This is a genomic window from Pseudomonas hunanensis, from assembly GCF_013393325.1.
Lineage (GTDB): Bacteria > Pseudomonadota > Gammaproteobacteria > Pseudomonadales > Pseudomonadaceae > Aquipseudomonas > Aquipseudomonas putida_P.
The window spans coordinates 41,006-64,078 of the sequence record NZ_QJRC01000097.1; the positions used below are offsets into that span (position 1 = coordinate 41,006).

At 63.4% G+C, this 23,073-nt stretch carries 27 protein-coding genes; 11 read left to right on the forward strand and 16 right to left on the reverse strand.

The window, feature by feature from the left end:
* Positions 1-106: 106 nt before the first annotated feature.
* The 5 genes from DM807_RS21295 to DM807_RS21315 are packed head-to-tail and all read right to left on the reverse strand — an operon-like array spanning position 107 to position 3,869.
* Positions 107-1,087 carry a FecR family protein gene (locus DM807_RS21295; protein WP_060493269.1) on the reverse strand — a complete coding sequence of 327 codons (981 nt, stop codon included), beginning with the start codon at positions 1,085-1,087 and terminating at the stop codon, positions 107-109.
* Entirely contained in the window at positions 1,084-1,659 is a 576-nt protein-coding gene (locus tag DM807_RS21300) for an RNA polymerase sigma factor (RefSeq protein WP_012274128.1), read from the reverse strand. Before DM807_RS21300 ends, DM807_RS21295 begins: the two co-directional genes overlap by 4 nt.
* Before the next feature lie 4 nt (positions 1,660-1,663).
* Positions 1,664-1,990, reverse strand: coding sequence for a DUF3325 domain-containing protein (locus DM807_RS21305; protein ID WP_012274129.1), 327 nt, complete (start codon positions 1,988-1,990; stop codon positions 1,664-1,666).
* A complete protein-coding gene (locus tag DM807_RS21310; RefSeq protein ID WP_179027886.1) occupies positions 1,990-3,567 on the reverse strand; it encodes a PepSY-associated TM helix domain-containing protein in 1,578 nt (525 codons plus the stop codon). The genes DM807_RS21305 and DM807_RS21310 overlap by 1 nt, the downstream gene beginning before the upstream one ends.
* Positions 3,564-3,869, reverse strand: coding sequence for a DUF3649 domain-containing protein (locus DM807_RS21315; protein ID WP_012274131.1), 306 nt, complete (start codon positions 3,867-3,869; stop codon positions 3,564-3,566). The genes DM807_RS21310 and DM807_RS21315 overlap by 4 nt, the downstream gene beginning before the upstream one ends.
* A 106-nt stretch (positions 3,870-3,975) precedes the next feature.
* On the opposite strand from DM807_RS21315, the gene DM807_RS21320 reads away from it, so the two are divergent.
* The 5 genes from DM807_RS21320 (at position 3,976) to DM807_RS21340 (ending at position 8,795) form a co-directional block, all read left to right on the forward strand.
* A complete protein-coding gene (locus tag DM807_RS21320) occupies positions 3,976-4,521 on the forward strand; it encodes a sigma-70 family RNA polymerase sigma factor (protein WP_171577219.1) in 546 nt (181 codons plus the stop codon).
* The gene (locus DM807_RS21325; protein ID WP_179027887.1) at positions 4,518-5,444 is read left to right on the forward strand and encodes a FecR domain-containing protein; all 927 of its coding nucleotides are present in this window, start codon (positions 4,518-4,520) and stop codon (positions 5,442-5,444) included. The genes DM807_RS21320 and DM807_RS21325 overlap by 4 nt, the downstream gene beginning before the upstream one ends.
* 89 nt (positions 5,445-5,533) lie before the next feature.
* The gene (gene fecA / locus DM807_RS21330) at positions 5,534-7,858 is read left to right on the forward strand and encodes a TonB-dependent Fe(3+) dicitrate receptor FecA (protein WP_069942690.1); all 2,325 of its coding nucleotides are present in this window, start codon (positions 5,534-5,536) and stop codon (positions 7,856-7,858) included.
* Between the two features lie 177 nt (positions 7,859-8,035).
* The gene (locus DM807_RS21335; protein ID WP_012274135.1) at positions 8,036-8,383 is read left to right on the forward strand and encodes an HPF/RaiA family ribosome-associated protein; all 348 of its coding nucleotides are present in this window, start codon (positions 8,036-8,038) and stop codon (positions 8,381-8,383) included.
* 121 nt (positions 8,384-8,504) lie between these two features.
* Positions 8,505-8,795 carry a DUF3509 domain-containing protein gene (locus DM807_RS21340; protein WP_012274136.1) on the forward strand — a complete coding sequence of 97 codons (291 nt, stop codon included), beginning with the start codon at positions 8,505-8,507 and terminating at the stop codon, positions 8,793-8,795.
* 3 nt (positions 8,796-8,798) lie between these two features.
* On the opposite strand, the gene DM807_RS21345 is transcribed toward DM807_RS21340, so the two are convergent.
* Positions 8,799-9,269 carry a phosphate-starvation-inducible protein PsiE gene (locus DM807_RS21345; RefSeq protein ID WP_012274137.1) on the reverse strand — a complete coding sequence of 157 codons (471 nt, stop codon included), beginning with the start codon at positions 9,267-9,269 and terminating at the stop codon, positions 8,799-8,801.
* Positions 9,270-9,500: 231 nt separating this feature from the next.
* Here DM807_RS21345 and DM807_RS21350 point away from each other — a divergent pair, with 231 nt between their 5' ends.
* Positions 9,501-9,764 carry a YebG family protein gene (locus DM807_RS21350; RefSeq protein ID WP_012274138.1) on the forward strand — a complete coding sequence of 88 codons (264 nt, stop codon included), beginning with the start codon at positions 9,501-9,503 and terminating at the stop codon, positions 9,762-9,764.
* A 61-nt stretch (positions 9,765-9,825) separates the two neighbouring features.
* Here the strand turns inward: DM807_RS21350 and DM807_RS21355 are convergent, their stop codons facing one another.
* Complete coding sequence (locus DM807_RS21355; protein ID WP_012274139.1) at positions 9,826-10,845, reverse strand: Leu/Phe/Val dehydrogenase; 1,020 nt, start codon at positions 10,843-10,845, stop codon at positions 9,826-9,828.
* 124 nt (positions 10,846-10,969) lie between these two features.
* Here DM807_RS21355 and DM807_RS21360 point away from each other — a divergent pair, with 124 nt between their 5' ends.
* A complete protein-coding gene (locus tag DM807_RS21360) occupies positions 10,970-11,776 on the forward strand; it encodes a SirB1 family protein (RefSeq protein ID WP_012274140.1) in 807 nt (268 codons plus the stop codon).
* Here the strand turns inward: DM807_RS21360 and maiA are convergent.
* From maiA to hmgA, 3 genes are read right to left on the reverse strand one after another with little or no spacing between them, the layout of a single operon-like run.
* Positions 11,770-12,402 carry a maleylacetoacetate isomerase gene (gene maiA, locus DM807_RS21365; RefSeq protein ID WP_012274141.1) on the reverse strand — a complete coding sequence of 211 codons (633 nt, stop codon included), beginning with the start codon at positions 12,400-12,402 and terminating at the stop codon, positions 11,770-11,772. The genes DM807_RS21360 and maiA overlap by 7 nt on opposite strands.
* A gap of 12 nt (positions 12,403-12,414) precedes the next feature.
* Positions 12,415-13,707: a fumarylacetoacetase gene (fahA, locus tag DM807_RS21370; protein ID WP_012274142.1), complete on the reverse strand. Its 1,293-nt coding sequence runs from the start codon at positions 13,705-13,707 to the stop codon at positions 12,415-12,417.
* A 3-nt stretch (positions 13,708-13,710) separates the two neighbouring features.
* Entirely contained in the window at positions 13,711-15,012 is a 1,302-nt protein-coding gene (gene hmgA / locus DM807_RS21375; RefSeq protein WP_179027888.1) for a homogentisate 1,2-dioxygenase, read from the reverse strand.
* Positions 15,013-15,186: 174 nt separating this feature from the next.
* Between hmgA and DM807_RS21380 the strand changes: the two genes are divergently transcribed.
* The gene (locus DM807_RS21380; RefSeq protein ID WP_041166588.1) at positions 15,187-15,969 is read left to right on the forward strand and encodes an IclR family transcriptional regulator; all 783 of its coding nucleotides are present in this window, start codon (positions 15,187-15,189) and stop codon (positions 15,967-15,969) included.
* Positions 15,970-16,196: 227 nt separating this feature from the next.
* Here the strand turns inward: DM807_RS21380 and DM807_RS21385 are convergent, their stop codons facing one another.
* From DM807_RS21385 to DM807_RS21400, 4 genes are all read right to left on the reverse strand, one after another.
* Positions 16,197-17,111 carry an SDR family oxidoreductase gene (locus DM807_RS21385; RefSeq protein WP_012274145.1) on the reverse strand — a complete coding sequence of 305 codons (915 nt, stop codon included), beginning with the start codon at positions 17,109-17,111 and terminating at the stop codon, positions 16,197-16,199.
* A gap of 114 nt (positions 17,112-17,225) precedes the next feature.
* Positions 17,226-18,131, reverse strand: a complete 906-nt coding sequence (locus DM807_RS21390) for an alpha/beta fold hydrolase (protein ID WP_012274146.1) — start codon at positions 18,129-18,131, stop codon at positions 17,226-17,228.
* 176 nt (positions 18,132-18,307) lie between these two features.
* Positions 18,308-18,994 (reverse strand): LrgB family protein, encoded by a 687-nt coding sequence (locus DM807_RS21395; protein ID WP_012274147.1) that lies wholly within the window; start codon positions 18,992-18,994, stop codon positions 18,308-18,310.
* Entirely contained in the window at positions 18,984-19,370 is a 387-nt protein-coding gene (locus DM807_RS21400) for a CidA/LrgA family protein (RefSeq protein WP_012274148.1), read from the reverse strand. Before DM807_RS21400 ends, DM807_RS21395 begins: the two co-directional genes overlap by 11 nt.
* Positions 19,371-19,466: 96 nt before the next feature.
* On the opposite strand from DM807_RS21400, the gene DM807_RS21405 reads away from it, so the two are divergent.
* On the forward strand, positions 19,467-20,348 hold the full coding sequence (locus DM807_RS21405) for a LysR family transcriptional regulator (protein ID WP_060494099.1): 882 nt from the start codon (positions 19,467-19,469) through the stop codon (positions 20,346-20,348).
* 34 nt (positions 20,349-20,382) lie between these two features.
* Here DM807_RS21405 and DM807_RS21410 read toward each other — a convergent pair whose 3' ends face one another.
* Positions 20,383-20,838, reverse strand: a complete 456-nt coding sequence (locus DM807_RS21410; protein WP_012274150.1) for a flavodoxin — start codon at positions 20,836-20,838, stop codon at positions 20,383-20,385.
* A gap of 126 nt (positions 20,839-20,964) precedes the next feature.
* Here DM807_RS21410 and DM807_RS21415 point away from each other — a divergent pair, with 126 nt between their 5' ends.
* Both DM807_RS21415 and DM807_RS21420 read left to right on the forward strand, forming a co-directional pair.
* Positions 20,965-21,393, forward strand: coding sequence for a PAS domain S-box protein (locus DM807_RS21415; RefSeq protein ID WP_179027889.1), 429 nt, complete (start codon positions 20,965-20,967; stop codon positions 21,391-21,393).
* Between the two features lie 59 nt (positions 21,394-21,452).
* Positions 21,453-22,070 carry a hypothetical protein gene (locus tag DM807_RS21420; RefSeq protein WP_012274152.1) on the forward strand — a complete coding sequence of 206 codons (618 nt, stop codon included), beginning with the start codon at positions 21,453-21,455 and terminating at the stop codon, positions 22,068-22,070.
* On the opposite strand, the gene DM807_RS21425 is transcribed toward DM807_RS21420, so the two are convergent.
* Positions 22,055-22,990: a MerR family transcriptional regulator gene (locus DM807_RS21425; RefSeq protein ID WP_179027890.1), complete on the reverse strand. Its 936-nt coding sequence runs from the start codon at positions 22,988-22,990 to the stop codon at positions 22,055-22,057. The genes DM807_RS21420 and DM807_RS21425 overlap by 16 nt on opposite strands.
* Between the last annotated feature and the right edge of the window lie 83 nt (positions 22,991-23,073).

The following is a 23,073-nucleotide window of genomic DNA, read 5'->3' on the forward strand; positions in this document are numbered from 1 at the left end:
ATTACTGCGAATGAATCGCACTTCCACTCATTACACGGATGCCACGTCCTGTTACCTCACCCGCTATCTGAAAAATATTTTCCTGTGCCGACCGCTTCGCCGACAACTACCGAATCAGGGTCAAACGCCCCAACACCGTCTGCCGCGAAAAGCCCATCACATTGCCCAACGAATCCAGCGCCAGCAACGGCTCGGCCACCGGGAAACTGCCGCTGACCTTGCGCTGCCCCAGTTCGCCATCCAGCAGCAGGATGCGCCCTGGGTAATAGCGCCCAAGGTCCTCGAGCACCTGCGCCAGCGGCACCTGGTAGTAGTTCAGCCAGCCTTCCCGCCAGGCCAGGCGGTTATCACTGTCCACCGCCAACGTGTCGCCCGCGCGCCCTGCGCGATAGGCCACCTGCTGGTTGGCAGTCAGTTCACGCACCAACGCGCCCGGAACAGGGCTAACCCCCACGCGCCCACTGCGCACCGTGACCAGCGCTCCCTCACCCTGCTCGCGCACCTCGAACTGGGTACCGAGGACTCGCACCTCGCCACCGGCAGCTTCGACCATGAACGGCTCGCCGGTATGGGTCACCTGGAAGAACGCTGCGCCATGCAGCAGCCGCACACGGCGCTCGCCCTGGTTGAAATCGACCGCAATGGCGCTACCTGCATCAAGCGTGACCTGCGACTGGTCAGCCAAGGTCACCTGGCGCACCTGCCCGTTACTGCTGTAGTCCGCTTGCAGGTCCTGCAACCAGTAACCCGGGTGCCAACCACCTGCAATACCTAGGGCCAGTACCATGCAGGCTGCCATCGCCAGTGCTGCCACCCGCCGCCACCGGCCACGGGGCGCTGGCCTGGCCATGGCATCGAGGTAGCGGTGCAGGGCTTGCTGTTCTTCGTCGGCCAACCGCTGCGCCGGGGCGGCACTTTTCTGCCACAGCGCCTGCGCCTGTCGGTAGGCTGCACGGTGCCCTGGGTCGGCCAGCAACCAGCGCTTGAACGCCGCCCCTTCGGCTTGTGCGGGCTGCTCGTTGATGCGGCTGAGCCATTGCAGGGCGGCCTGGGATTGCGCCTCGGTGATGGGGGGCATGCTGCTCATCGACGGGCGCTCCCTGGCCGGCGTGGGGTGGGCGCGGGTTCGGCAATACTCGCCTTGCACGCTTCAAGGGCGCGCATCATATGCTTTTCCACAGCACTCTGGGACAGTTGCATGGCTTTGGCGATCTCGCCGTACTTGCAGCCGTGAATGCGGTTGAGCAAAAAGATCTGCCGGGTGCGCTCGGGCAAGGCACGCAAGGCGGCTTCGATTCGCTGCAAGTCGTGGTCGATCTCCACGGCCTGCTCCGGGGCATGGCCCATGGCCGCTTCATCTACCTGCAGAGCAACTTCGGCCACGCGTTCGCGGCTACCCTCGCTGCGCAAGTGGTCGATGGCCAGGTTACCGGCGCACCGCAGCAAGTAGGTGTCCAGCGCTTCGACCTTGACCTCGGGGCGGCGCCAGAAGCGTAGAAAAAGCTCCTGGACCAGGTCCGAAGCGGTAGCCCGGCAGCCGACCCTGCGGCTGACCAGCGCCTCCATGCGCGCGCGCTGGGCCTGGAACACCTGGACGAAACGAGCACGCGCGCCTGCGCTGTCGGCGTCAGGCTCTATGCTATCGCTCTGCTCGCTCACAGCGTCACACGGCAAACACGGCAAGCAACGGGCCCAGCACCCCACTGGCGGCGGCCAGGCCCAACAGCAGGCGCGGCTGGTATGGCAGGCCAAACACCCACAGCGTCACCCCGGCCATCGTCACCGCCGTCCACTCCACCAGGCCATGAGCCCAGCCACGCAGGTGCACGCTGAGCGCCAACGACAGCATCAGCAGCAGCCAACCCACGACACGCAACAGGCGCAGCTGCCCTGGGCGCGGCTTGCGCCCAAGCAGGTCGCTAAAGTGCTTTTCCATGGCAAGGCAGAGGGCGACGAAGCCTGCGAATGCGATCAGTGCGTTACCCAGCATCAGCTCGCCTCCGCCGTTTCAGTGCTCGTTTTTTTTGCCGCACGCGCGGCGCGCTTGGCTACGGGCTTGGGGCTGCGCAGCATCTTGCTGGCCAGCCAGGCCAGGAACAGGCCAGTGCCCAGCGCAGTCAGGTCGAAGCCGGCCATGGCCCAGTCACCTTCCGGCAGTGAATGGTTCAAACCCCGATCGGTCGTCAGGCCATTGAGCAGCGGCAACAAGGTAAAGGCCAGCGCGCCCAACGCCAGTTGCTCGCCCCAGGCCCTGCGCCCACTGCGCAAAACGGCGTGCACCAGCGACAGCCCCCAGGCGATGAAGAATGCATTGACCTCCCAGTCCGACCTGCCTTCGACACCCATGGGCATCAGCCGGTTGGCCCAGAAGAAGCCCGCCACCGCCAGTAACAGGCCGCTCATGCTGGCAATATTGAGCACTTCGACCAGGCGTAGCTCGCCTGGCATGTGTGCGCTTTTGGCGTGCTTGAGCTGGCGCTTGCCCAACCACATCACCAGCCCGGTGCCGATCACCGCAGTACCGGCCACGCCAAAGAAGAAGTACAACCAGCGCAGCCAGGGCCCGGCGAAGTTACCCATGTGCAACCCGGCGAAACTGAACGCGGTCATCATTGCCCCGCTCTCCGGCTTGCCCTGGCTCAGCAGCGCACCACTGGCGCCATCGAAAGTCCAGTTGGCGCTGCGCCGATAAGCCACGTGGTCGGCGGCCGATTGCGTAAAGGTGACGCGGGCATTGCTGTCGCCTGGGTTCTGCACCTGGATGTTGCCAATGCGCGCCCCCGGCTGCAGTGCCTGCACCTTGGCGTACAAACTCGGCAGCGCTACCAGAGGTGTAGCCACTTGGGCAGCCTTGGGCGCATCGTTACGGCCGAACAGGTCATTGAAGTATTTGTCGGTGTCATTGCCGTAACTGGCCATGATGCCTGCCGGCATCACCATGTACATGAACAGCACCAGGCTGCTGTAGCTGATCATCAGGTGAAACGGCAGCACCAATACGCCAATAGCATTGTGCCCATCCAGCCAGGAGCGCTGGCCCTTGCCAGGGCGGAAGGTGAAGAACTCCTTGAAGATCTTCTTGTGGGTGATGATGCCGGTGACCAGCCCCAACAGCATGATGAAAGCGCAGAATGTCGACAGCCAACGGCCAAACGGATGAGGCATCTGCAGCTGGAAATGGAAGCGGTAGAAGAACTCACCACCGCGGCTGTCGCGTGCCTCCACCGGCTGGCCGGTCTGGGTATCGAGGGTTTTGCTGACAAAGCCACGCGGCCCGCCATTGGGGTCGCGGTAGCCCACGCTCAGGGCCGCTTCACGCGCATTGGGCATACGGATGAACCAGGTACCCGAATGCCCGGCATTGTCCTGCAGGTAGCGTTGCGCCACCCCCAGGCTGTTGACCGGGTCCAGGGCGTGGCTGCGCACTTCGGGCTGCGACCAGTGAGTGATTTCTTCCTTGAAATACGACAGCGTGCCGGTGAGGAAGATGGCGAACAACAGCCAGCCGAAGATCAAGCCGGTCCAGGTGTGCAGCCAGGCCATGGCCTGGCGGAAGCCTTCTTTCATGGGTTCTGCATCCAGTAGGCAACGCCGCTGATCATGCCCAGCAACAGGCTTGGCGCCAGCACGCCCAACCACGCACGCCAAGCGCTGCGGCAGGCAAAGCACCAGATGAACGCCAGCAGGTAGAAGACGAACGACAGCAGCAGGCCGGTGAGCGTGGCATCCACCTTTGGCATTGGTGCCAGCAAGGCAATGCAGACGCTCGCCAGGGACGCCAGCAAGTAGCCGCCCAGCAGTGCGGCGAGGCTGCGAGAGGTCACGGCCAGGCGATAGCTGAGCGGGAGGCCGGCGGTTTTGCGCGTCATGGCGAAGGTCCGGGCGTTTTCGGGGTTGCAATAATAATGATTTCAATTCTCATAAGCAAAGCCCCAAGACGAGTGACGATTGCCGAGTAGCGCGACCGCCCATATAATGCGAACAATTCTTACTACCAGTTGCGCGATCGAGCGCCGGAGTATCACGGTGCCCAGCGCGCTCTCTTCCACGGTCGAAGGCCTTTACCACGCCCATCACAACTGGCTCACCAGCTGGTTGCGCCGCCGCCTGGGCTGCCCGCAGAGTGCCGCCGACCTGGCCCAGGACACCTACCTGCGCCTGCTGCAGGCCCGCGAAACACCGCAACTGATCGAACCTCGCGCATTTCTCGCCACCGTGGCCAAGCGTGTGTTGTGCAACCACTTCCGCCGCCAGGAGCTGGAGCGCGCCTACTTGCAGGCCCTGGCCCAAATACCGGAAGAAGTGGCACCCAGTGAGGAGCAGAAGGCGATCATCTTCGAGACCCTGCTGGAACTCGACCGCCTGCTGGACGGCCTGCCTCCATTGGTCAAACGTGCCTTCCTGTTGGCCCAGGTCGACGGCCTTGGCCAAGGCGAAATCGCCCGTGAGCTGGGTATTTCCCTGGCCACGGTAAAACGCTACCTGAGCAAGGCAGCCATGCGCTGTTACTTTGCCCTGTGAACGCCTCGTTCTCTGCGCAGGTTGCGGAGCAGGCCGTGCACTGGCTGATCGAATCTCAGGGCGATGACTTCGGCCAGGTACAGCAACTGGCGCTTGAGCATTGGCTCCAGGCCAACCAGGAGCACCAGCGAGCCTGGGCCCATATCCAGCAGGTCAACCAGCGGCTGCGCGGTGTGTCGTCGCCCGTGGTGCATGCAACGCTGCAAGCCCCGCCTTCGCCGGCCAGGCGCCGGGCACTCAAGGCGTTGCTGTTGGTCGGTGTGGCGAGTGCCACCGGGCTTGGCCTGCAACAGCACGATCCGCTGCCTGGATTGATGGCCGACTACCGTAGCCCGCTCGGCCAGCGTCGGCGCATGCAGCTGGTTGATGGCAGCGTGCTGCAACTCAATACCCGCAGTGCCGCAGACGCGCGCTTCGACAGCCAGCAGCGACAGCTGCGTCTGTTCGAAGGTGAACTGGCGTTGCAAGTGGCCAGCGATGCACGGCCATTGCTGTTGCGCACCGCTGAAGGGGCGCTGCGCCTGGACAGCGGGCGCTTCAACGTGCGCCAGTTCGACGGTTACAGCCTGGTATCGGTATTCGAGGGGGCTGCCAGCGCGGCTGGGCAGCCACTGCGGGCCGGGCAACAGGCCCGCTTCACCGGCGCCTGGCGATCGGTGACGCCGCTCGACCCTAATGTCGGGGCCTGGGTAGACGGCATGCTGGTGGCGTCGCAGATGCGCCTGGCGGACTTTCTTGCCGAACTTGGGCGCTATCGCCATGGGCAGTTGGGGTGTAGCGAACAGGTTGCCGACTTGCGTATTTCTGGATCGTATCCGCTGGATGACAGTGAACGCATCCTGCAGATGCTGGAGGTGGCGCTACCGGTGCGGGTGCGACGGTTCACCCGGTACTGGGTGACGGTCGAGCCGAAGATCGGGTAGAGCCGTACGTACATTTTTTCAATCAAGTGAGCCATTTTTCCAACCTCGCGTGACAGACATGGCAGAACCCCTCTTTCAGGACCCGACCCATGCCGTTGCGCCACAGCCCGTTCGTCCACGCCCTGCTGTTCACCACCACCCTCGGCCTGGCCACGCCTGCCGCCTATGCCGAAACCCGCAGCTACCATATCGCCGCCGGCTCGCTTGAAGACGCCCTCAACCAGTTTGGCCGCGAAAGCGGGGCGCTGATCTCGTTCGGCTCGCAACTGACCCAAGGCATCCACACTCAAGGCCTGGACGGCCAGTACGACGTGCGACAGGGCCTCGATGCACTGCTGCGCGGCAGCGGCCTGCAGGTGCGGCAGGAAACCGACAACGCCTTCAGCCTGCAGCCCATCGATACCCCCGCTGCGGGTGCGCCGGTCGAGCTCGGTGCTTCCACCGTGGTCGGCGACTGGCTGGCCGAGGCCCGGCAGGACAATGTGTTCGAGCACCCCGGTGCCCGCGACGTAGTGCGTCGCGAGGAATTCGAGCGCAACGGCGCCACCACCGCCCGCGAAGTGCTCAACCGTATCCCCGGTGTCAACGCCCCCGACAACAACGGCACCGGTAGCCACGACCTGGCGCTGAACTTCGGCATCCGTGGCCTCAACCCACGCCTGGCATCGCGCTCCACCGTGCTGATGGACGGCATCCCGGTGCCCTTCGCCCCGTACGGCCAGCCGCAGCTGTCGCTGGCACCACTGAGCATGGGCAACATGGACGCCGTGGATGTGGTGCGCGGTGGCGGCGCGGTGCGCTACGGCCCGCAGAACGTTGGCGGCATCGTCAACTTCGTCACTCGGGCGATCCCTGAACAGGCCACGCTCAAGGCCGCCATGCAGAACCAGATCAGCCCGTCTTCCAGCCACGATGGCTTCAAGAACAGCGCCAACCTGCTGGTCGGCGGCACCAATGCCAACGGCCTGGGCGGCGCCCTGCTGTACTCTGGCACCCGTGGCGGTGACTGGCGCGAACACAGCGACACGCAAATCGACGACCTGATCCTCAAGGGCAAGCTGCAACTGGACGAAGCCAACAGCCTGCACGCCATGGCCCAGTACTACGAGGGTGAAGCCGACATGCCCGGCGGCCTGAGCACTGCCGATTTCGCTGCCGACCCGTACCAGTCGACGCGCCTGAAGGACAAGTTCTGGGGCCGCCGCACCCTGTTCAACTTCGGCTACGACTACAAGCAGGACGACCGCCAGTTCAGCGTCAACAGCTTCTTCACCAAGACCCTACGCAGCGGTTACCTGGACCAGGGCAGCTTCGTCTCGCTGTCGCCACGCGAGTACTGGGTACGCGGCATCGAAACCCGCTTCTCGCAGGGCCTGGCCCTTGGCGACAGCTGGCACGAGCTGGGCATCGGCTACCGTTACGTCAACGAAGCCGGCCACGAACTGCGCTTCCGCGAGCCGGTCAATGGCAGCCTGCCGACCACCGCCAGCCGCAATGACCGCGACACCCGTGGCAGCACCGAAGCCCACGCCATCTACCTGGATGACCGCATCGACATCGGCCGCTGGACCATCACCCCCGGTGTGCGCTACGAGATGATCGACTCCGAGCAAAGCAACAAGCTCAACGGCCAGCGCTACCAAGGCAGCTACAACACCGCGCTGCCGGCGCTGAACGTGATGTACCACCTGACCGACAGCTGGAACTTGTACGCCAACACCGAGGGCTCGTTCGGCAGCGTGCAGTACAGCCAGATGCCCAACCGGGTCAGCAGCGGCGAAGTGAAACCGGAAAAGGCGCGAACCTGGGAAGTGGGTACCCGTTATGACAATGGTGACCTGCAGGCCGAGATTGGCGCGTTCCTGATCAACTTCGACAACCAGTACGAAAGCAACCAGACCAACGACTCGGTGATCGCCCGCGGCGAAACTCGCCACCAGGGCATCGAGACCAGCGTGCGCTACGCGCTCGACGGCCTGAGCCCCGCCCTGGCCGGTTTCGATGTGCATGCCAGCTATGCGTTCGTCGACGCCACTATCCGCGAGGACGGGCCGAACAAAGGCAACCAAGTGCCGTTCTCGTCACGCCACAAGGGCAACCTGGGCGTGGGCTACACCGATGGCCCTTGGCAGCTGAACCTGGACGGCAGCTTCCAGAGCAGCCAGTACGCAGACAACGCCAACACCAGCACCGAAAGCGCCGACGGCAGCACCGGGCGCATTCCGGGCTACATGCTGGTCAGCACCCGCGCCGGGTACGACTTTGGCCCGCAGCTGTCGAACCTGAAAGTGGCGGTTGGGGTGAAGAATCTGTTCAACCGCGAGTACTACACGCGCTCTTACGATGACAACAACAAAGGGAAGTACGTGGGTGAGCCGCGTACCTTGTATGTGCAGACGTCGGTGGAATTCTGATCGACTGCAAATGGGGGGCCGCTTTGCCGCCCCATTTGCAACAAGACATTTATTTTCAAAAAGGGCTTGAATTCGTTTCGTGGTTGCCTGACCTTAGAGTCAAGAGGCGCAGAAATTCCAAGGGTCTCAAGGGCCTAGGCGCGCCTCCATGCGAGCAAGCTGAATAAGGATTGAATCATGCAAATCCAGGTCAACAGCAGCAACCATTTCGAAGGCAACGCCCGGCTTGATCAGTGGGTCCGCAGCACACTGCAGAACTCGCTGGAACGTTACGAAGAAGACCTCACCCGTATCGAGGTTCACCTGCGCGACGAGAACGGCGCCAAGCCCGGACCGCATGACAAACGCTGCCAGATGGAGGCTCGCCCCAAAGGCCACCAACCGATTTCGGTGACCCACACCGCCACTTCGCTGGACCAGGCAGTGGACGGTGCAGCCACCAAGCTCAGCCACGCGCTGGAACACTTCTACGGCAAGCTGCGCAGCAAGCGCGGCGCCCTGGAACTGAGTGACCCAGACGCCTGATTGGCAATGCAAAACGCCCGGCCTAGAGCCGGGCGTTTTTATTTGCAGCGATCAACGGCACTGAACCAACCCGCCGTTTTGCCAGTCAACTTCTGCACTCATTCGCTGCAGAAGCCTGAACATGAACAACCCATTCGAACTCATCAGTGCCGCATTTGCCCCCGAATACCGGGTCAACCTGAGCATCGAAAACCTCGATGGCAGCATCATGCTGACCCTGTCCGACGACGCAGGCGTGGTCGCCAAGCGCCTCATCACCCAGGCCCAGCGCAACGACCCGGTGCGCCTGCAGCGGGTAATCGACAGCATCCGCCTGGGCCTGGCCATCGAACTCAGCCAGAACCCCATGCAGGTGCTGGCCGCATTGACCCGCGATGCCCGCCACCACCCACGCCATGTCGTGGCCAACTGAGGGCTACTTGCCCTCCTCCACTTCCTTGCCGTTGGCATCCAGCACCTTGGTCGAGGGGTAGCGGTACGAGGCGTAGCGCACCACCAGAATCGAGAAGGCCAGCAACAAGATGCCGCCGCACAGGTACAACAGCCCTTCGTCCGGCGCCTTGTGGTGCGAGACATCGCCGATCAGCAGACGGGTCAGCGCGGTAATCGCCACGTACAACAGGAAGCGGATCGGCATGTGGTTGGTCTTGAAGTAGATACCGACCATCGCCCCCAGCTCCAGGTAGATGAACAGCAGCAGGATGTCATCGACACTGACCCCACCCTTGCCAAGCATGTCCAGGAAGGTCACCACTGCCGCATAGGCGGTAATCGCGCCAATGCCGAACAGCGCCAGGTAATGGAAGGCCTCGACGCACAGGTTGCCCAGCGAGTCCGCCGAGCCGTGCAGGCCCTTGCGCAGCTTTTCTGCCCACTTGATGTTCACGATGTTCCATTCCCCGATACGTCTTTAAGGATGATGCGTCACCGATGTGACGCTTGTGCCATGCAGTTAAAGGGCCAGGCCCTTGGCTTGGAAGGCGACCGATTGCCGCAAGGCACCTGTGTACTAGGCTTTTGCCGTGAGAATCTGGTTGCGTGGTGATGGCAAATGCCATTACTGTATATAGATACAGTAACCAGCAACACAACCAGCAAAAAGGCATAGAGGTGATGAATGGCCGTCGAAGTGGTGTACCGCAGCAGCCGCGACCCGGAGCGCTTGTTCATGGATAAGGCCGAAGCAGACCGTCACGACAAGATGCTCGAACTGGCCGAGCGCCTGGCCGAAGTGCTGCACAAGGCAGTGCCGTCGCTGAGCGAGCAACAGGTCGAGGAAGCCGGTATCTACATGGCCAAGAACCGCGATGTGTTCGCTCGGGCCTTCAAAAGCCAGCCGGATGCCCTGGCCGAGTTGCTAGAGGGTGGCGCTGCCGAGTGATAGCGACGTTGCTGCTTCGCGGGTAAACCCGCGAAGAGGCCAGTAGAGCCAACATCAACAGTCAGCCGTAGAGCAACCGCTCCGCCAACATCTGCGCCACCCGCGCCGGCGAACGTTTTTCCGCCTGCGCATGGCCAAACACTTCGGTCAGCCGTGACGGTATCCGCGCCAGGTGCGCGGTGATGGTGCCCAGGTCCTCGCCACGATGGGTCAGCGCCACGTAGATCAGCCCACCGGCATTGATAACGTAGTCAGGCGCATACAGTATCCCCCGCGACTCCAGCTGGTCTGCCACCTGCAAGGTGGTCAGCTGGTTGTTGGCCGCCCCCGCCACTGCCGCGCAACGCAGTTGCATCACGCTCTGCCCGTTCAGCACCGGCCCCACACCGCAGGGGGCGAAGATGTCGCAAGGGGTACTGATCAGTGCATCGTTGGTCACAGGCTTGGCATCGAACTGTTCCATCGCCAGCCGCACCCGCCCGGGGTCCAGGTCGCTGACCAGCAGTTCCGCGCCCACCGCATGCAGTTGCTCGGCCAGTGCATAACCGACATTACCCAACCCCTGCACCGCCACCCGCAGGCCCCTGAGGTCATCGCTGCCCAGGCGGAACGAGGTCGTGGCGCGGATGCCAGCGAACACCCCCATCGCCGCATGCGGCGAAGGGTCGCCCGAGGCAGTGGTGCTGGTCACATGGGGAGTACTCTGGGCGATGCAGTCCATGTCCAGGGTCGAGGTGCCGCTGTCCACGGCGATGATGAAGCGCCCATGCAAGGTATCGATGAAGCGGCCAAAGGCCTCGAACAGCGCGGCACGGTTTTCCACGTGCGGGTTGCGCATGATCACCGCCTTGCCGCCACCTAGCGGCAAGCCGGCCAATGCCGCCTTGTAGCTCATACCTTGGGCCAGGCGAATGGCGTCGGTCATGGCACTTTCGTCATCGGCGTAAGGCAGGTAGCGGCAACCGCCCATGGCCGGGCCCAGGTGCTCACTGTGGATCGCCACCACCGCCTTAAGGCCCGTAGGTGGGTCGTTGAACAAATGCAGTGACTGGGTCCGGGTACTTTGCATCAGTGCGAACATCGACAGGCTCCCCCACGAGGTGCTCCTTCCAGTATAGGCACGGCCCCGGCATTGACGCCGCCGCCGGACCACTGGACGAAACCACGCGTCACAGCTAATACTCAAACGTGTGTGGAGATGCCCCATGAAGCCACGTCAAGCCTGCCTGGCCTGCCTGGAACGCGAGCCTGTCGCCCTGCTGGAAGCCGCATTGTGGATTGCCGCCGAGCACGATCGTAGTGTCGAGCCCGCGGCCAGCCTTGCCACCCTGAACGAGCTGCAGCGCGAGATAAGCGCCAACCTGCCGATGCTGCCAGTGTGCGAACTGGCCCAGCCACTGCTGCGCCAACTGATTGCGCTGGGCTTTCAGCAGGATGAATACCACCCGTTACGCCCGCATGCGGCGATGATGGACAAAGTACTGCAGCGCCGCCGCGGCCAACCGCTGACCCTGGCCATTCTTTCCCTGGAGCTGGCCCGGCGCTTGTCCATACCGCTGGAGGGCGTGGGCTTTCCTGGCCATTTCCTGCTGCGCGTGCCGGGTGCCGACCACCTGCTCGACCCCTGTGGCGGTCGGCGCTTGTACCCGAGTGACTGCCGCGAACTGCTGGCGCGCCAGTTTGGCCCGCATGTGGCGCTGACGGCAGAGCACATGCGCAGCGCTACGCCGCTGCAGATGCTGCAACGCCTGTCGCGCAACCTGCGTCAACTGCACATCAGCAACGATGACCACCTGGCCGCGTTGATCGACGCCGAGCGGGTCATGCAGTTGGGCCCGGTGCAAGTCAGCGATTACGTGACCCGCGCTTCGCTCTACCAACAACTGGATTGCCCGCAGGCCGAGCGCTTCGACCTGGAGCATGCGTTGCTGCTGACGGAAGACCCGGTCCAGCGCCTGAAGCTGTCCGAGCGAATCGGCAAGCTTCCGGCGGCGAACCGTTCACTTCACTGAGCCGGGCTGTCCGGCTGCTGGGCGGGGTGGGCCTTGGCGAACGCCGGGTGCGCGGCCGCCAGTGCGGCAACCCGCAGGATGCGCGGGAAGCTGTCGAGGTCGATGTTGAAGCGCTCGGCCGCATACAACTGCGGGATCAGGTACACATCCGCCAACCCAGGCGTATCGCCAAAGCAGAAGCCGTGATCGCCAATCAGTCGCTCCACTGCTGCCAGCCCCTGGCTTATCCAGTGACCGATCCACTGATTGACCTGCCCTTCGTCCTGACCCGCCTGGCGCAGCCGGTTGAGCACGCTGACGTTGTGCAACGGGTGAATGTCGCAGCCGATGATTGCCGCCACACCACGCACCTTTGCCCTTTCCACGGCCGTGGTCGGTAGCAACGCAGGTTGTGGATAAACCTCTTCCAGGTACTCGATGATGGCTGGCGACTGCACCAGCAACTCACCGCCGTCAGTGCGCAAGGCTGGCACGCGGCCCTGCGGGTTGACGGCGGTATAGTCCGCACCGCGCTGCTCCCCCTGCAGCAGGTTGACTGGCAGGGACTGGTAAGCCAGCCCCTTCAATGCCAAGGCAATGCGCACCCGGTAGGACGAGGTGGAACGGTAATAGGTGTACAGCTCCATGCCCCTGCCTCCTTAGTTGGCCGCGATGACCGTGCCACGGCATTCGCCGAAGCCGATGCTGGCTACGCCGTCACGCGTGCAGCGGGCACGCAGGATAATTTCGTCGCCGTCTTCGAGGAACTTGCGCACCTCGCCGCTGGCCAGCTCAATCGGCAGCTTGCCGCCTTCGGTGATCTCCAGCAGGCTGCCGAACGAACCCGGCGTAGCACCCGACAGCGTGCCCGAACCGAACAGGTCGCCCGGCTGCAGCTGGCAGCCGTTGACGCTGTGGTGCGCCACCAACTGCGCCACGGTCCAGTACATGCTGCGGGTGTTGCTCAGGGTCAGGCGGTGCGGGGCAACACCTTGCTCGCGCATGCGCTCGGTCAGCAGCAACACTTCGAGTTCAATATCGAATGCACCGGCGGCCTGGTCACGCTTGTCCAGCAGGTACGACAGCGGCTGCGGGTCGCCTTCCGGGCGTGCAGGCTGGGCGCAGCGGAACGGCTCCAGCGCTTCGGCGGTAACCACCCAGGGCGATATGCTGGTGATGAAACTCTTGGACAGGAACGGCCCCAATGGCTGGTATTCCCATGCCTGGATATCGCGCGCCGACCAGTCGTTGAGCAGGCACAGGCCCGCTACGTGTTCGGCGGCATCGCCAACCGGGATCGCCTGGCCCATGTCATTGCCCTGGCCAATCCAGATGCCCAGTTCCAGTTCGTAGTCCAGGCGTGCGCATGGGCCGAAACTTGGCTCGGTGTGCCCAGCCGGGAGGGTCTGGCCTTTTGGCCGGCGTACATCGGTGCCGGACGGGCGAATGGTCGAGGCACGGCCGTGATAACCGATCGGCACATATTTGTAGTTGGGCAGCAGCGGGTTGTCGGGGCGGAAAAGCTTGCCCACGTTCTTGGCGTGCTCGATGCCTACGTAGAAGTCGGTGTAGTCCCCGACCTGCGCTGGCACATGCAGTTGGCAGTCGCTGGCTGGATACAGTGCCGGCTGCAGAGCAGCCTGGTGCTCGCTGTGCTCGCCAAGCAGCACCTGCAGACGCTCGCGCAGGGCGACACGGGCGCTGCGGCCCAATGCGAAGTAAGCGTTCAGTGCCCCACCCCGAGTAGCCTCGACGGCGGCCTTGGCTTCCCCCGCGAACAGGCCGGCGGCCAACACCGCTTCCAGGTCGAGGATCGCGTCGCCGATGGCCACGCCACAGCGCCGGGCTTCACCCGGCCGGCTGAAGATGCCCAATGGCAGGTTCTGCAGCGGGAAGTCGCTGTGCCCGTTGGCGTGCTCGACCCAGCTACGGGCATTGGCAGTGTGGTTCATCGGTTATCTCCGGTTCGGGTTGAAGGTGCTTGGCAAGGTTGCCCAGCAACTATCGTAGTCGGCCTGCAATTGCGGGCATTCAAGGGCTTGCAGGCTCGGGCGCAGCACCTGGCTGGTCTCGAACATGAAGGCCATGGTGTTGTCGATCTTGTGCGGCGCCAGGTCGGCGGCAATGGCTTTTTCGCAGGTTTCGGCGTCGGGGCCGTGGGCGCTCATCACGCCGTGCAGCGAGGCACCGCCAGGCAGGAAGCCCTCGGCCTTGGCGTCGTAGGCACCATTGATCAAGCCCATGAACTCGTTCATCAGGTTGCGGTGGAACCATGGCGGGCGGAAGGTGTTCTCGGCCACCATCCAGCGTGGCGGGAAGATCACGAAGTCCATGTTGGCCAGGCCATGCACGCTGGTCGGCGAGGTCAGCACGGTAAAGATCGAAGGGTCCGGGTGGTCGAAACTGACCGTGCCGATGGTATTGAAGCGGCGCAGGTCGTATTTGTACGGCACGTTGCTGCCGTGCCAGGCCACCACGTCCAGCGGCGAGTGCTGCAGCTCGCAAGCCCAGTGTTCGCCCAGGAATTTCTGCACCAGTTGCACCGGCGCTTCGGCCTCTTCGTAGTGCGCCACCGGGGTGAGGAAATCGCGTGGGTTGGCCAGGCCATTGCTGCCGATCGGGCCCAGGTCTGGAATACGCAGCAGCGCGCCGTGGTTTTCGGCGATGTAGCCACGGGCCTGGCCGTCGAGCAGTTCCACACGAAACTTCATGCCACGCGGGATCACCGCAATTTCAAGCGGCTCGACTTCCATTACGCCCAGTTCAGTGGCAATGCGCAGGCGGCCCTGTTCCGGTACCAGCAAAAGTTCACCGTCGGCGTTGAAGAACACCCGCTCCATGGAACGGTTGGCGCGGTAGATGTAGATGCTCACGCCAGCCGGTTTTTCCGCTGCGGCGTTGGCCACCATGGGCAACCAGCCCTCGATGAAATCGGTCGGTTCGGCGGGAATCGGCTGTGGGCTCCAACGCAGGCGGTTGGGGTTGATGCCCCCCAGCGGCCCGCTCAGCGGCTGACGCGCCAGGCGCTCGAAACGAGGGTGCAAGGCAGACGGGCGAATGCGATACAGCCAGGTGCGACGCAGCTCGCTGCGGGCCATGGTGAACGCCGTGCCCGAGAGCAGCTCGGCATACAGCCCATAGGGTGCCTTCTGTGGCGAGTTCTGCCCGACCGGCAAGGCCCCTGGCAGCGCTTCGCTGGCAAACTCGTTGCCGAAGCCGCTGAGGTAGTGAAGGTCGGGTGAGGTGTCGCGATTCATCGATGCCTCCGGGCTCTGGCCGAGCCGTTGCGGGCAGCTGGCTGCTGGCCCGATGTGGGGTGGCAGCGCGTCTGCATTGTTTTTATCGTAATCAGATTACGAATAACGTAATTTGCTCCACGCATGGCGTCAAGCTATAAAGGCCCGACTTGAAGAATCCAGAAGAAGATGTCCATGACCAAAGCCAGCTCCCCCGCCGACAACGGCAAGCAGAAAGTCCGCTCGGCGGAGGTCGGCACCGACATCCTCAAGGCCCTTGCCGAGTTGTCCCCGTCCACCTCGCTGTCACGCCTGGCGGAACATGTGCAAATGCCGGCAAGCAAAGTGCACCGTTACCTGCAAGCGCTGATCGCCAGCGGCTTTGCCGAACAGGATGCCGCCACCAACCATTACGGCCTGGGACGCGAGGCATTGCGGGTGGGGCTGGCGGCGCTGGGCAGCATCGATGTGCTGAAAACTGCCGCACTGCCGCTGTCGCAACTGCGCGACGAACTTAACGAGAGCTGCTTCATTGCCGTGTGGGGCAACCAGGGCGCGACCGTGGTCAGCATTGAACCGGCGGTGCGTGCAGTTACCGTGGTGACGCAGATGGGCTCGGTGCTGCCGCTGCTCACCTCCTCCACCGGCCTGGTGTTCGCCGCCTACCTGCCCGAGCGCGAAACCGTCGAGTTGCGTGACCGCGAACTGGCCGCCCTGCAGCACCACGCCGATGATTACCAGCCGGTGCTGGCAGGCATTCGCGAACGTGGCCTGCACCATGTGCACGGCCTGCTGATGCCGGGCGTGGATGCCCTGTCGGCGCCGGTGTTCAATGCCATGGGGCAGGTGGCGGCGGTGATGACCGTGGTCGGGCCGACATCGATCTTCCACGCCGACGAACATGGCCCAGCGGCGCAACGGCTACTGGCGGCAGCGCGGGAAACCAGCTGGCGCATGGGCTATTCGCCCGCTACCTGAGCGCTAGCGGCACTATTGCCCGATACGTAAAGGTGAATGTCATAAGCAGCTATTTTTCCCAGCGGATCAAGCGCTTATTCTTAACTCACTGGCCGGCATGAAGGGCTCTCCCCCCCGCCTTTCAGGCCTGCGAGGTTCACCGACGTAGATTTTGAAGCTCCTTGATCTAACGTCTCGATTGGCCGCTGCGGCTTGCAGCGGCCTTTTTTATTTGAGCGGATAAATCTTCAGCCCAGCGGGTATTTCTGCAGGTTCGCCATCATCTGCTGCAATGCCTGCAAACTGTCCTGAGGATGCACCGCCCCGTCAAAGTCGCCGATTTGCGCCCAGTGCTCCGCCACCTGCTCCGGGGTAAACCCCTCGCGCGGATCAAAACCCACTCCCAGGCTGCGCTCCCAACGCACCTTGCCCACCCAGCCGCCGCCCACCTCGAACAGCTCCCCCGTGCCCTGGCACTGCTCGCTGCCCAGGTAAACCACCAGTGGGCTGACCAGCTCGGGCTTGAGCCGCTCGAATACCTGGGGTGGGATCAGCCCCTCGGTCATGCGGGTACCGCCCGTGGGAGCAATGGCGTTGACCAGGATGCCGTGCTTGCGCCCTTCGATGGCCAGCGTGCGGGTCAACCCGTACAGGCCCAGCTTGGCCATGCCGTAATTGGCCTGCCCAAAGTTGCCGTAGATACCCGAGGTGGAAGCCGTGAAGATCACCCGCCCCCAGTTTTGCTCGCGCAAGTGTGGCCAGGCGGCGCGGGTGACTTTGAAGGCCCCTTCGACATGCACCTGGTACACCTGCTCCCAATCGCTGTCGTCCATCTTGTGAAAGGTCTTGTCGCGCAGGATGCCAGCGTTGTTCACCAGCACATCGACCCGGCCGAACGTGTCCAGCGCCTGCTCGACGATACGTGCACCGTGGCTGACCGAGTCATGGTTGGCGATGGCGCTGCCACCGGCGGCGCGGATCTCCTCCACCACCCGGTCGGCGGCCGAGGCGCTGGCACCTTCCCCGTGGGTAGAACCGCCAAGGTCGTTGACCACCACCCTGGCACCCCGCGCGGCGAACAGCAGCGCGTGGGCGCGGCCCAGGCCGCCACCGGCGCCGGTGACGATCACCACGCGATCTTGCAAATGGACGGGCTCGCTCATGCTCATGGCTCCAGGCAGGTTCAGGTCAGCCGAGTGTCCGCCGCCAGCGGCAGGCGGACAATCAAGCTCACACAGGCTGAATGCCTGGCAATAACGCAGGGCGATGAGGCCCCGTCAGGACCACGCCACTTTCGGCTGGTAGTAGCTGGACGGTTGTTCGCGAAAGGCCAGGTAGTGGCGCAGCACCTGCATCGGCGCTTCGGTATGGGGGTAATGGCCAATGCCGTGCAGCTGCACGGTGTCCGGCTCCGGCACCAGTTGCCGGTAACGCTCGAGCATGTGCCCGCCGGACAGCGGGTCGACCACGCCATTGATGAAGCGCAGTGGTACGCCTTTGCGCTGCATCGCCCCGACCCAGCGTTCACGGTGCAACCTGCGCTCGGGCATGTAGCCCACCAACTTGTGCAGGATGCGTGTACCCCGGTTGGTAGCGATCAGGCTCCAGAAGTCATCCAGCGCGCTCTCACTGGGGTGAGTGCAGGGGCCATAGACCTGGGTCACATTGCGCACCAGGTCGTCACGCCCGAACGAACGCCCCACCAGCCAGCCAAAGCGGCTGAGCAGCAGCTTCTGGATCAGCAGCATGCGGCAGCTTTCGGGGAACAGCCCGCTGTTGAGGAACACGCAACTAGCGATGTCGGCGCGCTGCTCATGATGGCGCGCCAACAATTCCTGGGCCACGCTGCCGCCATAGTCATGGGCCAGCAGATGCACCGGCTGCTTGACCTGCAGGTGGGCAAGCAAGGCCTGCTGCAGGTCCGCTTGCTCCATCAGGCTGTAGGCATGATCAACCGGTTTGGCCGAATCGCCAAAACCGAGCATGTCGCACGCGATCACCCGGAAACGTTGGGTCAAAGGCCCCCACAGGTAGTGCCAATCCCAGCTGGCAGTGGGAAAACCGTGTAACAGAAGCAGGGGCTCTCCTTGCCCTGCGGTCCAGTAGCGGATGCTCTGGCCCCGGAAGATGAAACTCTGTCCCCGGGTACGCCAGACGCACAATGGAATTTCGGCCATAGGCATCAGAGCGGTCCCGGAGAAGTGGTGTTGACGGAATAGGGCAAGGCTGCGGTCATTGCATGTCACCTCGGCACATACATGTGCTCTCTATGTCGAGGCAGAGTCTAGCCAGCAGCCCGTTGGCTGGAACTTGCGTTGCCAGCCAGCTTGATGACTGAGCGAGTCAGTGGCACGAACGGTCAGAGCAGCATGGCCAGCAGCGGCGCTGCGAACAGGTTGAGCAGCCCAGTCAGGACCATGACCAGGCCGGCCACCGAGCCTTCTTCGCGGCCCACCTCCTGCGCCCGGCTGACCCCGGCGCCATGCGCGCCAACACCAAACAGCGCACCCCGTGCCAGCGGTGTACGCAGCGGCAACCAGCGCAGCAGCACGCCGCCGAACATGGCGCCGAGCACGCCAGTGAACATCACGAACACCGCCGTCAGTTCCGGCACGCCACCCAGGTCGTGGGCCAGCGGCATGGCGAAGGGCGTGGTGATCGAACGCGGCACCAGCGACAGGCTGGTTGCGCTGTCCAGCGCCAGCAGGTGCGCCAAGCCCCAGGAGCTGGCAATCGAGGCACAGCTACCAGCCACCATGCCCACCATCAGGGCTGGCCAATGGCGCGCCAGCATGGCCCGCTGCTGCCAGATCGGCACCGCGAAAGCCACGGTCACTGGGCCGAGCACGCTCATCAACCAGTGGGTGTTGCGGGCATACTCGGCATAGGCTGTATGCAGCGGCACGGCCACCGCCAGCAGCAAAACCGGCACCAGGATCAATGGCGACAGCAGGTAGCGCTTGCTGCGCCGGTACAGCCAGCGGCTACCCAGGTAGGCCAGCAAAGTCAGCGCCAGCCAGAACAGCGGCATGGGTTCAAGGCTCATGGCGTAACCTCCAACGGCACACCAGTTCCACGGTCAATGCCGTCACCACCATCACCATCAACGTGCTCACAGCGATTACCAGCAAGATGCGCCAGCCCTCTTCACGGATCAGCGAGCCGTAGTCCAGCAGGCTCATCAGCGCCGGGATGAAGAACAGCAGCATCTCGGCCATCAGCCAGCCGGCGCCCAATTGCAACATGGCCGGCTTGAGCACACCCGAAGCGAACAGTATCAACAGCAGGGCCAGGCCCATCACGCCGCCGGGAATCGGCCAGCCCAACCAATTGGCGAGCTGGCCGCCGAGCAGGAACAGGGCACAGAGGATCGCCAACTCGATGAGCAGGCGCAGGGCTTTTTTCAATAAGGCGGGTTTCATGGCGGGTTTCCTCGACAGGCCCTCATTTTAAGATTCGACTGCCTAGGCCAGAAGCGAATTGTTAGACTGATCGCCATTCCATAATGGAATCCAAGCATGGAATTCAAACAACTGCGCAGCTTTATCGAAGTGGTCCACCGGGGCGGTTTTACCCAGGCCGCACAGACGCTGCACATCAGCCAGTCGGCGGTGAGCAAGCAGGTAGCCCAGCTGGAGCAAGATGTGGGCCAGCCGCTGCTGGAGCGTCAGGCCTCGCAACTGCACCTGACCGCTGCCGGGCGCATCGTGCTGGAGCGTGGCGAAGCCCTGCTGCGTCAGCGTCAGGCGTTGCTCAACGAACTGGACGATCTCAGCCTGATGGAGCGTGGCGAACTGCGCCTGGGTTTACCGATGCTAGGTAGCGACGCCTTGTTCGCCGGCCTGTTCGCCGAGTACCGACGGCGCCACCCGAACATCGCCATCCAACTGCTCGAAGGCGGTAGCCGCAGCGTCGAACAGGCTGTCAGAAGCGGCGAGCTGGAACTGGGCGGCAGCTTGACGCCCAGTGACGAGGCATTCGACTACCAGCCGTTCTGCAACGAACCCCTGGACGCCTTGCTGCCGGCTGGGCATGCCTTGGCGGGCTTGGCCGGAGTGGACCTGGGGCAACTGGCCGATACGCCGTTCTTGCTGTACCAGCGCAGCTTCGTGCTTAACGATCGGCTGTTGAAGGCGTGTCAGCAGCAGGGCTTTACCCCGAAAGAAGGCGGGCGCAGTGGCCAGGCAGATTTTTTGGCGGCGCTGGTGGCGGCGGGCCAGGGTGTGGTGTTGCTGCCCCGGGTGGTAGCAAAAGCGCTGGAGCGCCCCGGGGTGGTGCGTGTGCCGCTGCGTTCGCCGGAAGACCTGCGGTGGGATATCGCGTTCATCTGGCGACGCGGGGCCTATCTGTCACGGGCGGCTCAGGCGTGGCTGGCCTTGTTGCGCGAGCTCAACGCCTGACACTGCCCCTGTAGGAGCGGCTCTACCTTGGGACTCAGGCTTTGAAGGCACTCGCCAACTCAGCCAACCACGGCTCGGCATCTGCCTCCGGGGTCACTGTCTCGCTCGCATCCAGGCGCAGCATCGGCTGCACTTCGCGCACGCCCAGCTCGGCAAACAGCTCGCGCATCTGCTCGCCACCACCACAGTAGGTGTCACCATAGCTGGAATCGCCCAGCGCAATCACTGCGCCCGGCAGGCCGCGCCAGGCCGCAGGCAGGGTGTCACGAATGGCGCTGTACAGCGGCATGAGGTTGTCCGGCAGCTCGCCCATGCCGGTGGTCGAGGTCACGGCCAGCAAGGCGTCGGGGGCAAAGCCTTGAAGATCCTGAAGGGTGGCGCGGGCCGCATGCCAGGCCTCCAGCCCCGCTGCCTTGAGCAGCGATTCAGCGTGACGTGCGACTTCTTCGGCGGTGCCGTAGACCGATCCGGAAATAATGACGACTTTCATCGGGAAGAGGATTCCGAAACTGAGTGAAAACGTAGGATACTAGCATCCAGCGATGGCAAAAGGCCGCCTCTACCAAAGTCGCCGCCTTCAGCCCTGCTTCGCCCCTTCTTGCTCAATGGCCCGAACATGATCAACGCGCAATTGCTGCAATCGATGGTCGATGCGTCCAATGACGGGATCGTGGTCGCCGAACAGGAGGGCGACGACACTATCCTGATCTACGTGAACGCCGCCTTCGAACGCCTGACTGGCTACAGCCGCGACGAAGTCCTCTATCAGGATTGCCGCTTTCTGCAGGCCGACGACCGTGACCAGCTTGGCCGCGCGCGCATCCGCAAGGCCCTGGCCGAAGGCCGCCCGTGCCGCGAAGTGCTGCGTAACTACCGCAAGGATGGCAGCGCCTTCTGGAACGAACTGTCGATCACGCCGGTGAGAAGCGACGCCGACCAGCGCACCTACTTCATCGGCATCCAGAAAGACGTCAGCCGCCAGGTCGAACTGGAACGGGAACTGGCCGAAAGGTGCGCTCGTCCGAAAACCGACGAACGCGCCTGAACCAAGTACGCCACGCACGGTCAACCCCGTTGAAGAAATCGCCACCACCGAGTTCGATCATGCAAGCAGACGTGCTCCTCACCCAGGACGAGCTGGACTTCATACAGAACATGCAACACTCGCCGCAATTGAACCTGGCCGACTCCATGTCGAGCCTGCTGGTCAATGGCGACCGCCGCATCCAGAACTTGCTTACCCAGCTGGTGGCCAACGAGCAAGTGACCTTGCAGGCCCAGTTCAATAACCAGCAGATCAGTTTCCCGCTGCAACTGGTCGAGGACGAGTTTCACGCCCTGCACTTGCAACTGGGCTCACCGGAAATCTACGAAGACGGCCCCATGCTGCGCCCTTGGCGCCTGTCGATGGACCAGCCGAGCGCACTGCTTGATGCCCATGACCAGACCAGCGGCCTGTGGGTGCGTGATATTTCCTTCAAAGGTGTGTTGCTGGAAATCCGTGATCTGCCAGCGGCACCCGCCCGCTTCGAGCTTCGCTTCGCCCCAGGCGGCATCAGCCCGATCGAACTGCATGGCGTATTGGGCCGGCGCATCGGTCCAAACCTGGCGGCCTACGACCTCAGCCAAAGCCCGGCCGAAGAAATCGAACGGTTGCGGGACTACATCCTCCAGGCCCATCGCCAGGCCCATCCCGAGCTGCACACTCAGGTATCGAGCTGACCGGCCAGGAACTGCCGCAAACGCTGGCGCATCACACTACCTTGCGCCCCCAGGCAAGCGACAAGGCTGCCAGCCAAGCTCTCCTGTGCCACTTCTGCCGCTTCGCCGGCCAGCAACAAAGGGCATTCCAGCATCGCCGCCAGGCGCGTAACGTGCCGGGTAGTTTCTGCTGTCGGTGCCTGATGAGAAAACAGCACCAGAGCGTCCGGCTTCAGACGTTCGCAGACCAACGCCAGTTCTCGCAGCGGCTGCCCGCTCGCCAGTAGGGTCACACCTGTTTCCTCGCTGCTCAGGAGCAGGCTGGTTACCAGCAACTCAAGTTCATGACACTGCCCCGGCAACGGCGCCAACAACACGTTACGGCTGCGCGGCACATGGGCAAGCTGCAGACGGGCGAACACCCGACCGCGCAGGAACTGGTCAAGGAACAGCCATTCACTGGTCTGCCCGTAGCCGCCTTGCCGCACGGCCATGTCGTGCCACACAGGCATGAACACTTCGGCGAAAACCTGATCCAGGGTGCTGGCGGCAAATACCATCTCGTAAAGGCGATCCAGGCCTGCCAGATCGAAGCTCTGCACCGCTAGACGAATCTGGTGCTGCCAACGCTGCCAGGCATCTGTCGCGCCACCCGCCTGCCCGGCAAGGGCATGGCCTCGCGCGAGAATACTACCCACCTTGCTGACCGACACACCGCGCTCCAGCCAGCCAAGGATACGGCGGACCTCGTCGATGTCGGCCTGTGAGTACAGGCGGTGGCCACTGTCGGTGCGAATTGGCTGGATCAGGCCATAGCGGCGCTCCCAGGCACGCAGGGTCACGGCGTTGACGCCAGTCAGGCGGGAAACTTCACGAATCGGAAACAGCTCCTGCTGCTCGAAGCTGGCATCGATAACCGGACTACGTCCCTGTTCGTTCATCTGCACGGTGTACCCTGGGTGCGGAAGTTGAACACATAGTCTACTACGACAGCACCCGCCGCAGGGTGCAGCCATTTGCCGGC

What these genes read in the sequence shown, in the direction of transcription:
- DM807_RS21295 (WP_060493269.1), bottom strand. Translation starts at nt 1,087, where the DNA reads ATGAGCAGCATGCCCCCCATCACCGAGGCGCAATCCCAGGCCGCCCTG.
- DM807_RS21305 (WP_012274129.1), bottom strand. Translation starts at nt 1,990, where the DNA reads ATGCTGGGTAACGCACTGATCGCATTCGCAGGCTTCGTCGCCCTCTGC.
- DM807_RS21310 (WP_179027886.1), bottom strand. Translation starts at nt 3,567, where the DNA reads ATGAAAGAAGGCTTCCGCCAGGCCATGGCCTGGCTGCACACCTGGACC.
- DM807_RS21315 (WP_012274131.1), bottom strand. Translation starts at nt 3,869, where the DNA reads ATGACGCGCAAAACCGCCGGCCTCCCGCTCAGCTATCGCCTGGCCGTG.
- DM807_RS21320 (WP_171577219.1), top strand. Translation starts at nt 3,976, where the DNA reads ATGCGAACAATTCTTACTACCAGTTGCGCGATCGAGCGCCGGAGTATC.
- fecA (WP_069942690.1), top strand. Translation starts at nt 5,534, where the DNA reads ATGCCGTTGCGCCACAGCCCGTTCGTCCACGCCCTGCTGTTCACCACC.
- DM807_RS21335 (WP_012274135.1), top strand. Translation starts at nt 8,036, where the DNA reads ATGCAAATCCAGGTCAACAGCAGCAACCATTTCGAAGGCAACGCCCGG.
- DM807_RS21340 (WP_012274136.1), top strand. Translation starts at nt 8,505, where the DNA reads ATGAACAACCCATTCGAACTCATCAGTGCCGCATTTGCCCCCGAATAC.
- DM807_RS21350 (WP_012274138.1), top strand. Translation starts at nt 9,501, where the DNA reads ATGGCCGTCGAAGTGGTGTACCGCAGCAGCCGCGACCCGGAGCGCTTG.
- DM807_RS21355 (WP_012274139.1), bottom strand. Translation starts at nt 10,845, where the DNA reads ATGTTCGCACTGATGCAAAGTACCCGGACCCAGTCACTGCATTTGTTC.
- DM807_RS21360 (WP_012274140.1), top strand. Translation starts at nt 10,970, where the DNA reads ATGAAGCCACGTCAAGCCTGCCTGGCCTGCCTGGAACGCGAGCCTGTC.
- maiA (WP_012274141.1), bottom strand. Translation starts at nt 12,402, where the DNA reads ATGGAGCTGTACACCTATTACCGTTCCACCTCGTCCTACCGGGTGCGC.
- fahA (WP_012274142.1), bottom strand. Translation starts at nt 13,707, where the DNA reads ATGAACCACACTGCCAATGCCCGTAGCTGGGTCGAGCACGCCAACGGG.
- hmgA (WP_179027888.1), bottom strand. Translation starts at nt 15,012, where the DNA reads ATGAATCGCGACACCTCACCCGACCTTCACTACCTCAGCGGCTTCGGC.
- DM807_RS21380 (WP_041166588.1), top strand. Translation starts at nt 15,187, where the DNA reads ATGACCAAAGCCAGCTCCCCCGCCGACAACGGCAAGCAGAAAGTCCGC.
- DM807_RS21385 (WP_012274145.1), bottom strand. Translation starts at nt 17,111, where the DNA reads ATGAGCGAGCCCGTCCATTTGCAAGATCGCGTGGTGATCGTCACCGGC.
- DM807_RS21390 (WP_012274146.1), bottom strand. Translation starts at nt 18,131, where the DNA reads ATGCCTATGGCCGAAATTCCATTGTGCGTCTGGCGTACCCGGGGACAG.
- DM807_RS21395 (WP_012274147.1), bottom strand. Translation starts at nt 18,994, where the DNA reads ATGAGCCTTGAACCCATGCCGCTGTTCTGGCTGGCGCTGACTTTGCTG.
- DM807_RS21400 (WP_012274148.1), bottom strand. Translation starts at nt 19,370, where the DNA reads ATGAAACCCGCCTTATTGAAAAAAGCCCTGCGCCTGCTCATCGAGTTG.
- DM807_RS21405 (WP_060494099.1), top strand. Translation starts at nt 19,467, where the DNA reads ATGGAATTCAAACAACTGCGCAGCTTTATCGAAGTGGTCCACCGGGGC.
- DM807_RS21410 (WP_012274150.1), bottom strand. Translation starts at nt 20,838, where the DNA reads ATGAAAGTCGTCATTATTTCCGGATCGGTCTACGGCACCGCCGAAGAA.
- DM807_RS21415 (WP_179027889.1), top strand. Translation starts at nt 20,965, where the DNA reads ATGATCAACGCGCAATTGCTGCAATCGATGGTCGATGCGTCCAATGAC.
- DM807_RS21420 (WP_012274152.1), top strand. Translation starts at nt 21,453, where the DNA reads ATGCAAGCAGACGTGCTCCTCACCCAGGACGAGCTGGACTTCATACAG.
- DM807_RS21425 (WP_179027890.1), bottom strand. Translation starts at nt 22,990, where the DNA reads ATGAACGAACAGGGACGTAGTCCGGTTATCGATGCCAGCTTCGAGCAG.